This window comes from Alteromonas sp. H39, from assembly GCF_047556435.1.
Classification (GTDB): Bacteria; Pseudomonadota; Gammaproteobacteria; order Enterobacterales; family Alteromonadaceae; genus Alteromonas.
On record NZ_CP180210.1, the window covers coordinates 2,020,115 to 2,034,165 of the forward strand.

11 protein-coding genes are annotated in these 14,051 nt (G+C 48.0%); 6 read left to right on the forward strand and 5 right to left on the reverse strand.

Features of this window, described 5'->3' with window-relative positions:
• The first annotated feature begins 75 nt into the window (after nucleotides 1-75).
• Together ACLBLI_RS08900 and ACLBLI_RS08905 are read left to right on the forward strand one after the other, a co-directional pair.
• Nucleotides 76-693 (forward strand): 1-acyl-sn-glycerol-3-phosphate acyltransferase, encoded by a 618-nt coding sequence (locus ACLBLI_RS08900; RefSeq protein WP_414830726.1) that lies wholly within the window; start codon nucleotides 76-78, stop codon nucleotides 691-693.
• Nucleotides 686-1,930, forward strand: a complete 1,245-nt coding sequence (locus ACLBLI_RS08905) for a cystathionine gamma-synthase family protein (protein WP_414830727.1) — start codon at nucleotides 686-688, stop codon at nucleotides 1,928-1,930. Before ACLBLI_RS08900 ends, ACLBLI_RS08905 begins: the two co-directional genes overlap by 8 nt.
• Before the next feature lie 94 nt (nucleotides 1,931-2,024).
• On the opposite strand, the gene ACLBLI_RS08910 is transcribed toward ACLBLI_RS08905, so the two are convergent.
• Nucleotides 2,025-4,496, reverse strand: coding sequence for a CHRD domain-containing protein (locus ACLBLI_RS08910; RefSeq protein WP_414830728.1), 2,472 nt, complete (start codon nucleotides 4,494-4,496; stop codon nucleotides 2,025-2,027).
• Nucleotides 4,497-4,703: 207 nt separating this feature from the next.
• Here ACLBLI_RS08910 and ACLBLI_RS08915 point away from each other — a divergent pair, with 207 nt between their 5' ends.
• Nucleotides 4,704-5,315: an FMN-dependent NADH-azoreductase gene (locus tag ACLBLI_RS08915; protein WP_414830729.1), complete on the forward strand. Its 612-nt coding sequence runs from the start codon at nucleotides 4,704-4,706 to the stop codon at nucleotides 5,313-5,315.
• Nucleotides 5,316-5,440: 125 nt separating this feature from the next.
• Here ACLBLI_RS08915 and ACLBLI_RS08920 read toward each other — a convergent pair whose 3' ends face one another.
• A complete protein-coding gene (locus ACLBLI_RS08920) occupies nucleotides 5,441-5,983 on the reverse strand; it encodes a glutathione peroxidase (RefSeq protein WP_414830730.1) in 543 nt (180 codons plus the stop codon).
• A 241-nt stretch (nucleotides 5,984-6,224) separates the two neighbouring features.
• Between ACLBLI_RS08920 and ACLBLI_RS08925 the strand changes: the two genes are divergently transcribed.
• Nucleotides 6,225-8,714, forward strand: coding sequence for a prolyl oligopeptidase family serine peptidase (locus ACLBLI_RS08925; protein ID WP_414830731.1), 2,490 nt, complete (start codon nucleotides 6,225-6,227; stop codon nucleotides 8,712-8,714).
• Nucleotides 8,715-8,975: 261 nt separating this feature from the next.
• On the opposite strand, the gene rrtA is transcribed toward ACLBLI_RS08925, so the two are convergent.
• Entirely contained in the window at nucleotides 8,976-9,581 is a 606-nt protein-coding gene (gene rrtA / locus ACLBLI_RS08930) for a rhombosortase (RefSeq protein ID WP_414830944.1), read from the reverse strand.
• A 107-nt stretch (nucleotides 9,582-9,688) separates the two neighbouring features.
• Between rrtA and ACLBLI_RS08935 the strand changes: the two genes are divergently transcribed.
• Complete coding sequence (locus ACLBLI_RS08935) at nucleotides 9,689-10,453, forward strand: enoyl-CoA hydratase (RefSeq protein ID WP_414830732.1); 765 nt, start codon at nucleotides 9,689-9,691, stop codon at nucleotides 10,451-10,453.
• Between the two features lie 9 nt (nucleotides 10,454-10,462).
• Nucleotides 10,463-12,229 (forward strand): gamma-glutamyltransferase, encoded by a 1,767-nt coding sequence (gene ggt, locus ACLBLI_RS08940; RefSeq protein ID WP_414830733.1) that lies wholly within the window; start codon nucleotides 10,463-10,465, stop codon nucleotides 12,227-12,229.
• On the opposite strand, the gene ACLBLI_RS08945 is transcribed toward ggt, so the two are convergent.
• Nucleotides 12,230-12,694, reverse strand: a complete 465-nt coding sequence (locus ACLBLI_RS08945) for a hypothetical protein (protein ID WP_414830734.1) — start codon at nucleotides 12,692-12,694, stop codon at nucleotides 12,230-12,232. It lies immediately after the preceding gene.
• Nucleotides 12,695-12,852: 158 nt separating this feature from the next.
• Nucleotides 12,853-13,818, reverse strand: a complete 966-nt coding sequence (gene cysK / locus ACLBLI_RS08950; protein ID WP_414830735.1) for a cysteine synthase A — start codon at nucleotides 13,816-13,818, stop codon at nucleotides 12,853-12,855.
• Nucleotides 13,819-14,051 lie beyond the last annotated feature (233 nt).

The following is a 14,051-nucleotide window of genomic DNA, read 5'->3' on the forward strand; positions in this document are numbered from 1 at the left end:
CAATGTCCAATTTGGCAGAAGCAATGATGGCGGTTTTTGAGTATGATTATTCACAACCAGTTACGAGCAGTATGAATGAAAAGAATAGATGAATCACTGGTCCCTGACGCAATGCCTCGCCAAGGGCCTGCATGGTTGGCGACGATTGCGGCATGGGGGTTCAGACAACGGGGGTGGACTGCTTCCGGAAAGATGGTAGATGCACCCAAAGCTATTTTAGCGGTTGCCCCACACACATCTAACTGGGATTTTTTTATCGGGTTATTTGTGTTGTTTGCATTGAGGCTAAAGGTGTCTTTTTTTGGTAAACACACCATTTTTATTCCGCCACTGGGGTGGCTCATGCGAAAACTCGGTGGCATTCCCATAGAGCGTAGCCGTGCTCATGGCATGGTCGAGGGAATATCAGTGTCTATTGAGAAACAGCAGAAAATGGTTTTGGCACTGGCTCCTGAGGGAACTCGAAAGGGGGTTTACCCCTGGAAAACCGGGTTTTTACACATTGCCAGGCAGGCGACAATCCCGGTGCAGCTTATCGGCCTGGATTATCAACGCAAGCAACTTGTATTCGGGCCGGTGCTTCGCCAAATTGACGATGTGAGTGAACAAATGCAAAAAATCTACACATTTTATGCTAACGTTGCCGGCAAGTATCCAGAAAATTGTTTTACATCGGAGTTCCCGCGTGAGTAATCAGGGATTTACCACCCGTCAGGTCCACGCTGACCGCATTCTAAATCAACCCGAGCATGGCGCTGTGCATTCCAGTACGACCAATTCGGTTTTATTCGAATTTAAAGATGCACAGGACATCATTGATGTCTTTCAGGGTAAAAAAGCTGGTCATGTTTATGGTAGGTCGTCGTCATCGTCGGTTGCTGCACTGCAGAATATGATCAACCAACTGGAAGGTGGCGTCGGTACACTATGTTATGCCACAGGCATGGCCGCAATCAGCAGTACACTGCTTTCCTTACTGAAACAAGGTGACCACTTGATTGTCAGTCAGTTTTTGTTTGGAAATACCCGCAGCTTCATGAATACGCTGGAAGATCTCGGGATCCACATTACCTATGTCGATGTGACGTCAATTGAAGATGTTATGGATGCGTATCAGCCTAATACTCGTGCAGTGTATACCGAGACAGTGGCAAACCCGGTAACGCAGGTGGCGGACACGCAGGCAATTGGAAAGTACTGTGTTGAACGCAATATACTTTTTATTGTTGATAATACTATGACACCCCCGCCATTGTTTGAAGCCAAAGACATGAATGCGTCACTGGTGATATCTTCCTTAACCAAGTACATTGCCGGACACGGCCATGTGCTGGGTGGGGCAGTAGTTGATACCGGCTTGTACGACTGGACACGGTTTCCGAATATTGCAAAAAGTTATCAGGTGAGTGATACCACGCAATGGGGTATCACGCAGATGAAGAAAAAAGGTCTTCGCGATATGGGAGCAACACTCAGTGCTGATGCAGCGCATGCCATATCAGTTGGATTAGAGACTTTATCACTACGCATGGCGCGAGCGTGCGAGAACGCGCTTAAGCTGGCAACGTTCCTGGATAATCATAATGCTGTTGAACGTGTGTATTACCCGGGATTGAGTAACCACCCGCAGCACTTTATTGCCAGAGAGCAATTGCATAACGGCTATGGGGCGATTTTAAGTCTGGATTTGCGTCAAGATATAGATCCCGTCGCTTTCCTGAATGCACTGGAACTGGTAATCACTGCTACTCATCTTGGCGATACACGGACCCTCGCGTTACCGGTTGCGCCAACTATCTTCTTTGAAAACGGTAAGGCCGGACGGGAGAAGATGGGGATCACAGAAAATATGATACGGGTATCTGTGGGTATTGAAGATATTGATGATTTAGTGAAAGATTTTGATTCTGCGCTGTCTGACTTTGGTTGATGTGAGGCAACAGTAGTATAATTAAAAAAGGCCGGTATCATACCGGCCTTTTAGTGTTAAGCAGATGACTACACGTCTGCTTCATTTTTGGCGTTTATTCAAAACCTAAAGTGATCTGGCCCCGAATTTCACCATCAGGGAATGCATCTGAGTGGAAGTTAGTATAGAGACTTCCAGATTGCATTGCGTCCATTTGAGCGGCGTCTAACATAGTTCCGTCCGGAATCATCCAGGTGTTCATACCATCGTTCTCCAGACCCAGCACTACGTCGCCATTCATACCCGCTTCACCGGCATGAATGTGAGCGGCGTTCGCTGTCATGTCAAAAATGCTCACACCACCGGATACTGCACCAGTTTCGGTGTTCAGCGTGAAGGCACCGTATCCAAAGGCTGTTGTATCAGCAATAGGCACTTCCTGCTCACCTGATGCGGTAATACCATATACTTCAATATTATCTGGCGTAATCTGACCACGAATTTCTCCATCCGGGAAATCCGGCGTGTGGAAATTTGTATAATGACCACCAGACAGCAGGCGCGTAGCAGTTGCTTCATCTAATGTCAGGTAGCCGTCGGTCATCCAGACTCCGGCCATAGCTTCTGATTCCATCAGGGGGGCAACAACACCGCCGGTTTCACCCGCATAACCGGTGTGGATATGTGCAGCCGTAGCGGCTTCCAGATCCATCGTAACGGCCGTCAGCATGACGGAACTGTTTGTGGTGTCAAACAGTGCATAACCGTAACCCATTGCATCGCTAGCTACCGGTGGGACAGATTGCGAACCGCTGATAGGGAAAGTGACAACGGCAGTAGTGTCTGGCACGATTTGACCGCGTACTTCACCAGATGGATTCGCCTCAGTATGCACATTCAGATACCACTCACCACTGGTGAGGTCTTCAAGCAGACTGGGAGAAATCTGTGTTTCCTCCAGCATATACATGCCATCGCCCATATCAGTCAGCGGGAAGGCTACGTCGCCGTTCATGCCGATGTCGCCATCATGCACGTGTGCACCCGTCAAATCCATTAACTCCGACGCATCCAGTGTTACCCGAAAAGCTGGCAGGTCTTCGTCAATTTCCACCGTGGCAGTAGCCATGCTCATAGTGTCAACAGCTGGCACTTCCTGGCTGCCTGACAATGTCACGTTATAGGTCATGTCAGCATTAAAAGGCGGGGCTGGTGGAGCCAGATCATCCAACAGAATGAGCTGTGGCAAATCACCTTCCATCGCCCCGTTTGCAGCAATCGCGGTGTATACCATTCCAGTTTCCAGAGACAGCATACCGGTTTCAATTGCGGCTGTTTTTGTACCTACAGGGGTTACAGTCACAAAGTAGTCACCTTCCGCCAGGCCAACATAGCCGGTTTCGGCCAGGTCGTCGGTAGAGTACGCAACATCGGCAAATGTAGGGTCAACACCTTCGATTTCACCGTCTGCAGTCACATAAATGTCGACATTACCAGCGGCAGGAGAAGCATGAATAATTCTTACCTTTGCTTCTGTCGCAACGGAACGCGGCATATCGGTGAGCAAATCAAGCTCTGGCATTGCCAACGTGTTGTTGGCAATAGCGGTGTAATACATACCGGCTGCCAGTGACACTTCGGCATCGTCAACCGCCACAATGCTGTTATCTGCATCAGCTACCACATCGATGAGATAGTCGCCTGCGGCAACATCCAGATAATCCGTAGTACGTGGGAATTGGATCCCATCAACCAGTACTACTTCATTATTGGCAATTACGTCTACCGCAGGGGCATCACTGATCCCATGAACTACACGAAGTGCTGCCGGTGTATTTACGTCATACAGATTCATTGATGTATCGCCGTCAGAAACCAGCAACGTAACCGGAGAATCACCAGGGCTTACGCTATTGGTTGCGGCTACCAGTAAGTCCGCGCCGTCTTCAAGTGTGACAGTTCCTGAATCAAAAACTACATCAGTTTCGCCTGCCGCGGTAATGCGAATGCGATAGTCACCTGCAGGGACTTGTACCAGATCTGTCGCATCAGTAAATGCGGCTGTTACCAGTGGCTGCTCGTCTGTCAGCACCGCATCAGGTGCAGTTACATAAATGTCGACAGTCGGCGCCATCGAGGCAGCGTGAACAATCTGAACCTGAGCATTACCACTTTCCACTGCCGTTTCCATACTGGTAACCGGCAATAACATCAACGACTCATCAGCAACACTGCCAACGGCGAAAATGTCATAGTTCATATCAGTTTCGAGTGTGATATCTGTTTGCAGCACTTCTGCGTCATCACCGGGTAAATTAGCAACAACACCAATATCGTAAGTGCCAACCTGAACTTCAAATTTGGTTGACGCCATTTGGTAATCGACCCCTTCGAGTCCATTCAAAATGTCATCATTGGCAGTGATATCTACAGTCGGTGCGTCAGAAGATGCGTGAATTACTCTGACGTTAGCAAAGTCGGGCTCCTGGGGGGGGGGATCAATGATTGGATCATCGTCATCGTCCGAGCATCCGGCGACAAATAATGGTATCATCGACACTGCAAGAAGCGTCTTGACTCTTTTCATTGTGGTACCTCGTTAATTGTGTTTTGGCAAACTCGGTTACGCCGCGTAATAATGGGAAGATCACGCTTCTTGCAACATTACGTTAATGTAATGTTACTAGATGGTGTTGTTTCATTCGAAGAATTAGAATTAGAAGTGCGATTTAAAGCAATATAAATTCGGATTTGTCTCCCCTAAGATAGTTTCATCGTTAAAAGGAGACAAATTATGCGTAAAGTACTGACAGTCACTTCCAGCCTGAATAAGGCCCAAGGTAATTCAAACAAATTAATTGCAAGCTATATCGAAAAGTTGTCCTCACAACCAGAAGCAACGATTTCATCCCGCGATCTGGCCCAGGATAATCTCCCGCATTTATCGGCAGAAGAAATGCAGGCATGGATGACGCCGTCAGATGAGCGTACTGATGATCAACATGCACTAGCGTCTCTCTCTGATAATCTGATTGAAGAAGTGAAAGCAGCTGACGAGATTGTCATTGGTGTGCCAATGTATAATTTCGGTATCCCGTCGGTATTAAAAGCATGGATTGATCGTATCGCCAGGGCAGGGATCACATTCCGCTACACCGAAAACGGACCAGTCGGCCTGTTGAATGACAAAAAAGTTACTATTCTTGCGGCCCGTGGAGGTCAGTATGTTGGTACCGAATACGATACGCAGACGCAGTATCTGACTCACTTTTTCAACTTTATCGGCATTACTGACATTCAGTTTATATATGCCGAAGGCCTGGCACTGGGTGAAGAAAGTGCGAAGTCAGCATTTGAAGCTGCAAATCAAAAAATTATTGAACTTACCGCAAAGGGAAGAGACTAACTCTATGCAGTTAGCAACGCGACGTTGTGCTAAGCAACGGCGTAACGCTAAAGTGTGTTCCAAGTTGAGTGTGCTTGATTGCCCCGCAAATATTGCGGGGCTTTTTTATGTGTGCGCTACTGGCATTACATTGCCAGAGCTTTCTCTACATCTTTAATCAGAACATCATCGGATGGTGTTACTTTACTCGGGTAATGTTTCAAAATATTCCCTTCTTTATCTACCAGATACTTATTAAAATTCCAGCTAGGCGCTTCGCCAGTTGCCTCAGCAAGCATCCGGTACATCGGATCGGCATTTTCACCTTTAACATCGGTAGGTTCAAACATAGGGAATTTTACGCCGTATGTCAGTTCACAGAGTTCTGCTGTTTTTCCTTCATCTTTGGCTTCCTGGTTAAACTCATGTGACGGGAAGCCCAGAACCACGAAGTCCTGAGATTTATATTGCTCATACATTGCTTCAAGGCCTTCGAATTGAGGCGTAAAGCCACAGTAACTCGCAGTATTGACGATAAGCAGCGTTTTGCCCTGAAACTCCTTACACATATTTACCGTTTCCTGAGAGTTAAGCTTTCGTTTCATAAACTTCAGTACATCGGGACAGGTATTGGCCGACGCTGTAAACGCGGTTGCGAGTAGCGCCAGCGCAAGTAATTTCTTTTTCATACGATACCTCTGAAAGTGGAATTTCCGTTATTTTTATTTCGATAGATTGTAGTTCAATCATACGTTTTTGGATCACCTGCGCCTGATAATATACACACAGTGCAGCAAAGCGAGTGAGGATCCACGCTCAATAGCGCTGTCGTTCAGATGATTGCACAGTGTAAGCCGATGAATCTTGACCATGGACAACTGCGAATGCGTATAATGACATCGAGACTGATAAATAAAACAAAGAGCGATAATGAATAAAATAACGACAATGCTTATTGCTGCCGGTCTGACTGGCAGCTTGTCGGCTTGCGTCGCTACTTCTGATAAGGCAAATTCCAAGCCGGTTCAGAAAAACGCGCCCGTTGCCGTCGCCCCAGTTTCGCCAGATGTAGAAAAAACTGGTGATAACAATCAAACCATCACCTTAAATCAGATAATGTCTGATCCAGCCTGGCTCGGTCGCCAGCCGGAAAACATCGGCTGGTCGGTTGAGGGCAGTGAACTGGTTTACGAGCGTGAGCGTGAAGACAGCGAGCTGAATGATGTTTATGCCGCGCCGGTATCCGCTCCAGAGCAAGCTGATAAAGTGTCGCTGTCTGAGCTTCACCGCTATCGTTATGACGAGCGGGTAGAGAGCCAGGACGGGCAATACACCGCTTATCGTTTTGAAGACAGTGTCTTCGTGCTGATGCCAAACGGTGAAAGTGTGCAGCTAACGCGTGGCGGCGCCCCGCTGGAAAATCTGCGTTTTATGACAGACAATCGACTTATGGCGCAGTCAGGCAGTCGCATAGTCGCCATAGATCTACAATCCGGTCGTCGTGAGCAGCTCTTAAGTTGGGCATTTGCAGAGGAACCGGAAGCCGTCTCGGAGCCCGAAGACTTCGTTGGCTCCGAGCAGATTACCCTCATTGAGTATATTGCCAAGAAACGTAAAGATCGTCAGGAAAGAGCTGACGAAGCGGATGCATTGGCAAAACAGAATAATGCTGTAGCACCAGAGCCTTTTTACTTTGACAAAGAGGACCGCCTGGTCGCAGCGACAGTCTCTCCGAACGGAAAGACAGCTATCATCGTCACCACTAAGGATACCCCCTGGCGTGGCGACACCGATATTATGCCGCACTATATTCAGGAAGATGGCCGCATTGACAGCAAACATGTCCGTCGACGGGTTGCCGATGCAGAACCCCAGAGTGACACAGTCTGGCTGGTCGACCTTACTGAGCAGTCTAAAACCGAGCTGTCTTATGTTCAGTTGCCTGGCTATAACGAGGATGTGCTTGCAGAGGTGAAGGCAGAAAATGCCAAGGCCAAAGGTGAAACCTACGAGATCAATCGTTTACCACGTGATATCGGTCTTCTGGATAGCTGGTACTGGCGTGAGCCTTCTATACGCTGGCATAATAACGGCGAGCAGGTCGCGATTATGCTTGAAGCATGGGACAACAAAGATCGCTGGATCGCTACTGTCGATTTTGCCGACAAATCACTGGTAAGTCAGCACCGATTGCATGATGATGCGTGGGTAAACTACCGCTTCAATCAATTTGGCTGGCTGCATAACAGCGAAACGCTGTTTTATCAGTCAGAGCACACCGGCTACGCTCACTTATACCTGCAACAGCCCGGACAATCCCCCCGTGCACTCACCAGTGGACAATTTATAACGGATAATCCGGTTGTCACCCGCGACGATACCTGGATTTACTATACTGCCAATAAAAAACATCCCGGCGTTTACGAAGTCTATCGCGTAAATACCGATAGCGGCGAAAGTCAGGCCATGACGGATCTTAACGGTATGACCGACTTTTCCCTCAGTCCGGATGAATCAACGTTATTGTTAACGCACAGTAAGGTAACGCGACCACCGGAGCTATACGTAAAATCCGCTGACACAAACAGCGAACCCAAAAAAATCACTAACACCATCAGCGAAGCGTTTTTATCGATGCCATGGACCGTGCCTCAAGTCGTCGCGGTGCCATCAAGTGATGCGTCTCAACCTGTCTATGCACGTGTCTACCTGCCTGAAAATTTTCAGGAAGGAGAACCCAGAAAAGCGGTGATCTTCAATCACGGTGCCGGCTATCTGCAAAATGCGCATTTGGGCTGGTCTGGTTATTTCCGCGAATTTATGTTCCACAGCATGCTGGTACAGCAGGGCTATGTGGTTTTGGATATGGATTTCCGTGCGTCAGCAGGGTATGGACGTGACTGGCGTACTGCCATTTATCGTCAGATGGGAACACCGGAAGTACAGGATTTACGAGACGGCGTTGACTGGCTGGTAGAAAATGCAAATGTGGATCGGGCTCGCATCGGTACTTATGGAGGCTCTTACGGTGGCTTTTTGACATTTATGGCACTGTTTACTGATCCTGACCTGTTCCAGGCAGGTGCGGCGCTTCGACCAGTAACCGACTGGGCGCACTATAACTGGGGCTATACGTCAAACATCCTGAACACACCGGACGTTGACCCCATAGCTTATCGTCGAAGTTCTCCTATCTATCATGCAGAAGGACTGGAATCAGCGCTGTTGATTAATGCGCCAATGGTGGATGACAACGTCTTTTTCCAGGATTCCGTTCGCTTGGTTCAGCGTCTTATTGAACTTGAGAAGGAAAACTTTGAGACAGCAATTTATCCGGTAGAGCCGCACGGTTTCGTCCAGCCCAGTTCCTGGCTAGATGAGTACCGCAGAATCTACAAGTTGTTTGAGACAAACTTGTAAATGATACCCCAGGTCACCCGTAAATGACGTAGTGAAAACGCTCCTTACAGGAGCGTTTTTTTTATGAACAAAACAACAGACAACTAGATTGTATACGCGAAGGACGCCGGGTGATATTCACAAGGAAAGACGGCCAGGGGCACGGCACAGGTACAACCAACACTGATTCAGTAAAAAGTTAAGAGACTGAACTAAAAGTTTTTTAAATTTTCACTGAATCAGGAAGGCTTGGGCTGATAGAGCACATCACTGTACGTTGGACTACGACGACACTGTGGTTGTTGGTACACGCCGCGACAACCCTAACATTAACAAAAATATCAGGACGCCACTTATCGCTCCGTAAAGGTGGGCATCGACTGCTACGGTTGCATTTATCAAAGCCGCTACATCATCACTGCTGCCGGTATATTGTTCATAACCCAGTTTTACGGCCACACCAATCAGCAACAGCCATCCCGAACGTAGCCCTTTTCGAATATCCATACACGCCCCCCAGACAAAAACGCCATGAAGCGCCCCGGATAAGCCTGCATACCAGATTAAGTCAGGTGACATGATATACATGCCTGCACTGGTGCCAAAACAGCACCAGATAAAAACTTTCAGGAAACGACTTATGCGATAATGCTCGCCGTGGAGCAACCACAACAGCGCCAGTCCTGCCAGATTCAGAAGTAGGTGATAACCGTTGGTATGGACCAGGTTGCCGGTAATAATACGCCAAGTTTCCATGCCTTCAATTGCGTAGCGGTCGTATGCCAGCCATTGGCCAGAAGCCGGTTCAGCATAGAAGGCAATAATCACCAGGGTGGCAACGAGCAGTGGTCCAACACTAAACTGTGGCGAGAGTGGCAGAGAAATCATCATTGATAGTTATTTCAGGTATTGCATTTTGGTCGCTATCATACAGAAAATTATCGTAATTTGCTGAAATTCAGTATTTAGATGAGCGCTATGCTCAGGAGGACATTATGGAGCTGATTCAAACTCACCAGAGTGATGGTGTACTCACCATCGTGATTGATCGCGCTGATAAGAAAAATGCGCTGACACGCGATATGTATCAGAGTATGGCGGATGCCATTCGCAGTGTAAAAGACGAACCCAGTATCAAAGTTATACGAATTCGTGGTGAAGGTAGCTGTTTTACGGCGGGGAATGATATCAGTGACTTTGCAAACCGTCAGGATGGTGAGCATGTAGGTGAAACTGCGGCATTTATGACCGCGCTTGCAGATACGCCCAAAGTGGTGGTGGCAGAAGTCCACGGTCTGGCCGTAGGGATTGGCACCACGCTATTATTACATTGTGATTTTGTTTACTGCGCCACGAATACCCGATTTGTCTTACCGTTCATTAATCTGGGGCTTGTGCCTGAGTATGCATCCAGTTATCTTCTTCCCCGGCTGGCCGGCCATCGCAAAGCTGCAGAGTGGCTGATGCTGGGAGACCCTTTTGGGGCTGACGAAGCCTGCCATTTTGGGCTGGTAACCCAAGTCGTTGAACCTGATGCGTTGACGAGTACCGTGAACGATGTCTGCGCAAAGCTGGTTGGTAAACCCGCATTTTCTTTGGTACAAACCAAATACCTTCTGAAGAATGACGCTGACGATATTCAACAGCAAATGAACGAAGAACTCGACGTATTCATTGAAGCGATGGGTACAGAAGCCGCACGGGAAGCTTTTGATGCATTTTTGAAAAAGCGCCCGATCAATCCTGAGAAATTCAAATAACGGAATACTATGATTTTACACTGGTTAACTACGACCTCCAGACGAGCGGCAAGCGTATTTGTAGCCGCAACCCTACTCACTGTCTCTGTGGATGTGTACGCTGAGCGGGAGGATCGTGAACCTGAGGCCGCCACCGGCTATATCGATAAAAAGGCGTTTGTGGCAAAGGACTACATGGTGGTTGCAGCCAACCCCTATGCGTCGTGGGCCGGCCGTAATGTTATTGAAAAAGGCGGTAGTGCAATAGATGCCGCCATTGCGGTGCAGGCCATGCTGACCCTTGTTGAGCCGCAGTCTTCCGGCATTGGTGGCGGTGCATTTATTCTTTATTGGGATAATGAAAACAAAGTCCTGCATACTTATGACGGCAGGGAGATGGCACCGGCAGCAGTCAATTCCCATTGGTTTATGGACGGTACCAAAACCATGAAATGGCTGGATGCTGTGGTCGGCGGTAAATCTGTCGGGGTTCCGGGGGCGCTGAAAGCGCTTGAAATGGCACATCAGGATTTTGGTAAACGCCCCTGGCAAAGCCTGTTTGAAGATACAATCGACACCGCAACGAACGGTTTCAAAGTGTCACCGCGACTGGCAAAGCTGGTGGCGCTCGATTATCACCCAGGCCTTAAGACATTCAGTGGCAGCGCATCGTATTTTTTTCCTGCTGGCATGCCCCTCAAAGAAGGCAGCAATAAGAAAAATCTGCCGCTGGCAAAAACGTTAACCGGCATCGCCAAAAATGGCAGTGACTATCTCTATAAAGGTCCATTGGCCGAAAAGATTGCAAAAACTGTCAACGAGGCTGAAATTAATCCTGGACAGATGACCGCTGAAGATTTTGCCAATTATAAAGCGATAAAACGTGAAGCGGTCTGTGGAGATTACCGCGATAAAAAGGTATGCGGGATGGCGCCTCCCAGTTCAGGCGGGATCAACGTATATCAAATCCTGAAATTGCTGGAAAAATTTGAATTGGCTTCGTTATCACCCGATTCCGCGGAGTTTGCACACCTTTTCACACAGGCTAGTGCATTAACCTATGCTGACAGAGAAAAATATATTGCTGACAGCGACTTTACGAATCTGCCTTACGGTGCGCTAATTAATGCTGCCTACCTTTCCCGCCGCAGCGAACATGTTGGACTTGATAAGCCATGGCACCGTGCGAAAGCCGGCCAACCATATAAAGAGGCTCAAATAAGTGCGGGCGCGTCATATGAATTACCGAACACATCTCATGTATCGATTGTCGATAAAAAGGGTAACGCCATTTCCATGACAACAAGTATCGAATTTATGTTCGGTTCAGGGCTGATGGTAGATGGCTTTTTGTTGAATAATCAACTGACAGATTTTTCATTTTCACCCACACAGGGCCGTTATCCGGTTCCCAATCGTGTAGAGCCGCATAAGCGTCCTCGCTCAGCCATGAGCCCAGCGATGGTGTTTAACGAAAACGGCGAGTTAGAGCTGGTGGTGGGGTCTCCCGGCGGCAGTCGTATCATCAGCTATGTGGCGCAGACAATCATTGGTGTTATCGATTTTGGGCTAAATATTCAGCAAGCGATTAATTTGCCAAAAATCACTAACCGCAATGACTATACGGCGCTGGAAAAAGGCACACCACTTGAGGCACTGGAGGCACCTTTAGAGAAGCTGGGGCACGCTGTGAAAATTATTGATCTTAACAGCGGACTTCACGGCATTGAAATTCGTGATGGTAAGCTTATCGGTGGTGCAGACCCTCGGCGCGAGGGCGTAGCGGTAGGCCGTTAATCAAAGAAAATGGTCAGGGTGGATCTTTGCGACTTTCCAGTCGCCGTTCATCCTGACCAGATCGATCTGTCTCAAGTCCTCGATTTTATCATCGTTATACTGACCACTGAAAAATAAGGTGATCGTAGCTTTTTCCGCAAACTCAGACCGGCCGACTCTGTCGCCGCCTTCCGGTGTTATGGTGACAGAGTCATACTTCAGATTCAGCAAATGGCGCTGGACGTTTCGGTTAGTGTGATATTTTCTTAAGATACGTGCCATTTTCGGGGTACTTAATGACACCGCTACGTCAATATTAGGCTCAAGATAGATACTGCGCATGAACCGCACAGCTGCGAATTCCGGTGTATTGTCGTCCAGCATCCCGTAGCGTCCGATACCTTCTTCCTTCTTGGAACATCCGCTAAGGATAAGGAAAGCCAGGGTAAATAAACCTAACAGGGAGGCGGACTTCTTAATACGCATGCGTTTTCTCGGATAGAAAGTGGAGTAACAACACTGTTTAGTATGCACGTAAGTTAGCAAAAGCGGATACAAAAAAAAAGCGAGGTGACCCTCGCTTTTTGCTGTATAGCGTAATTACCTGGCCTTACGACCAGGCTATGAACATAATGAGATTTTGCTTACTGCACTTCTTCTGAGTCGGAGAATGCGCCTGCGAACAGCGGGCTGGACAAGTAACGCTCGGTGGCACTGGCAAGAAGCACAACCACGATCTTATCTTTGTTTTCAGGGCGTTCAGCATAACGTTTGGCCGCGACAACTGCTGCACCAGATGAAATCCCCGCGAGGATACCTTCTTCTTTCATCAGTCGATGAGCCATTTCCATGCATTCTTCATTGCTGACCTGTTCCACTTCGTCAACGATATCCAAATCCAGGTTGCCAGGAATGAAGCCTGCGCCAATACCCTGAATTTTATGTGGTCCGGGTGTCAGCTCTTCACCATTTTTGGCCTGCGTGATAACAGGAGAGTCGGTAGGTTCAACGGCTACAGACGTAATGGCCTTACCCTGTGTTTTTTTGATGTAACGGCTGACGCCAGTTATAGTACCGCCGGTACCAACGCCTGCTACAAACGCATCAATTTTGCCATCAGTTTGTTCCCAGATTTCCGGACCAGTGGTTTTCTCATGAATTTCCGGGTTGGCCGGGTTGTCGAATTGCTGCAGAAGTACGTATTTTTCCGGATCAGAATCTACGATTTCCTGCGCTGCGGCTACAGCGCCTTTCATGCCCTTAGGTGCTTCGGTAAGAACCAGGTTTGCGCCCAGTGCTTTTAACAGCTTGCGACGCTCAAGGCTCATACTGCTTGGCATGGTCAGAGTTAGCTTATAACCACGTGATGCAGCAACGAAAGCCAGGGCAATTCCGGTGTTTCCGCTGGTAGGCTCTACAATCTCTTTCCCTTCGGTGAGTACGCCGCGCTTTTCCGCATCCCAGATCATGTTTGCGCCGATGCGGCATTTTACGCTAAAGCTGGGATTCCGTGATTCCATCTTGGCGTACACGTTACCCGATGTTACGCGATTCAGCTTAACCAGAGGGGTGCGTCCGATAGAAAGTGAATTGTCGTCAAATACTTGCATGTTAGATCCTTGTCGTTGCGTTTTACCCACATGTTATAGGCCATTATGGCAGGTTATAATAGATACGGATTCATAACCTTTATTGGGGTATTTTTCTTTACCCCTATATCATTGGCATCAAAAGCAAAAATGCAAAGTGCTTTTTCGCTATATGATATGGTTATTTTTTTCATGAAACAGCCTGAGGCTGTGTAGCGATGTTGATATTGTGTGCAGCAGGCAAGCTTGCACGT

Coding starts and splice junctions, on each gene's coding strand:
- ACLBLI_RS08900 (WP_414830726.1), top strand. CDS start 76: ATGAAAAGAATAGATGAATCACTGGTCCCTGACGCAATGCCTCGCCAA.
- ACLBLI_RS08910 (WP_414830728.1), bottom strand. CDS start 4,496: ATGAAAAGAGTCAAGACGCTTCTTGCAGTGTCGATGATACCATTATTT.
- ACLBLI_RS08915 (WP_414830729.1), top strand. CDS start 4,704: ATGCGTAAAGTACTGACAGTCACTTCCAGCCTGAATAAGGCCCAAGGT.
- ACLBLI_RS08920 (WP_414830730.1), bottom strand. CDS start 5,983: ATGAAAAAGAAATTACTTGCGCTGGCGCTACTCGCAACCGCGTTTACA.
- ACLBLI_RS08925 (WP_414830731.1), top strand. CDS start 6,225: ATGAATAAAATAACGACAATGCTTATTGCTGCCGGTCTGACTGGCAGC.
- rrtA (WP_414830944.1), bottom strand. CDS start 9,581: ATGATTTCTCTGCCACTCTCGCCACAGTTTAGTGTTGGACCACTGCTC.
- ACLBLI_RS08935 (WP_414830732.1), top strand. CDS start 9,689: ATGGAGCTGATTCAAACTCACCAGAGTGATGGTGTACTCACCATCGTG.
- ggt (WP_414830733.1), top strand. CDS start 10,463: ATGATTTTACACTGGTTAACTACGACCTCCAGACGAGCGGCAAGCGTA.
- ACLBLI_RS08945 (WP_414830734.1), bottom strand. CDS start 12,694: ATGCGTATTAAGAAGTCCGCCTCCCTGTTAGGTTTATTTACCCTGGCT.
- cysK (WP_414830735.1), bottom strand. CDS start 13,818: ATGCAAGTATTTGACGACAATTCACTTTCTATCGGACGCACCCCTCTG.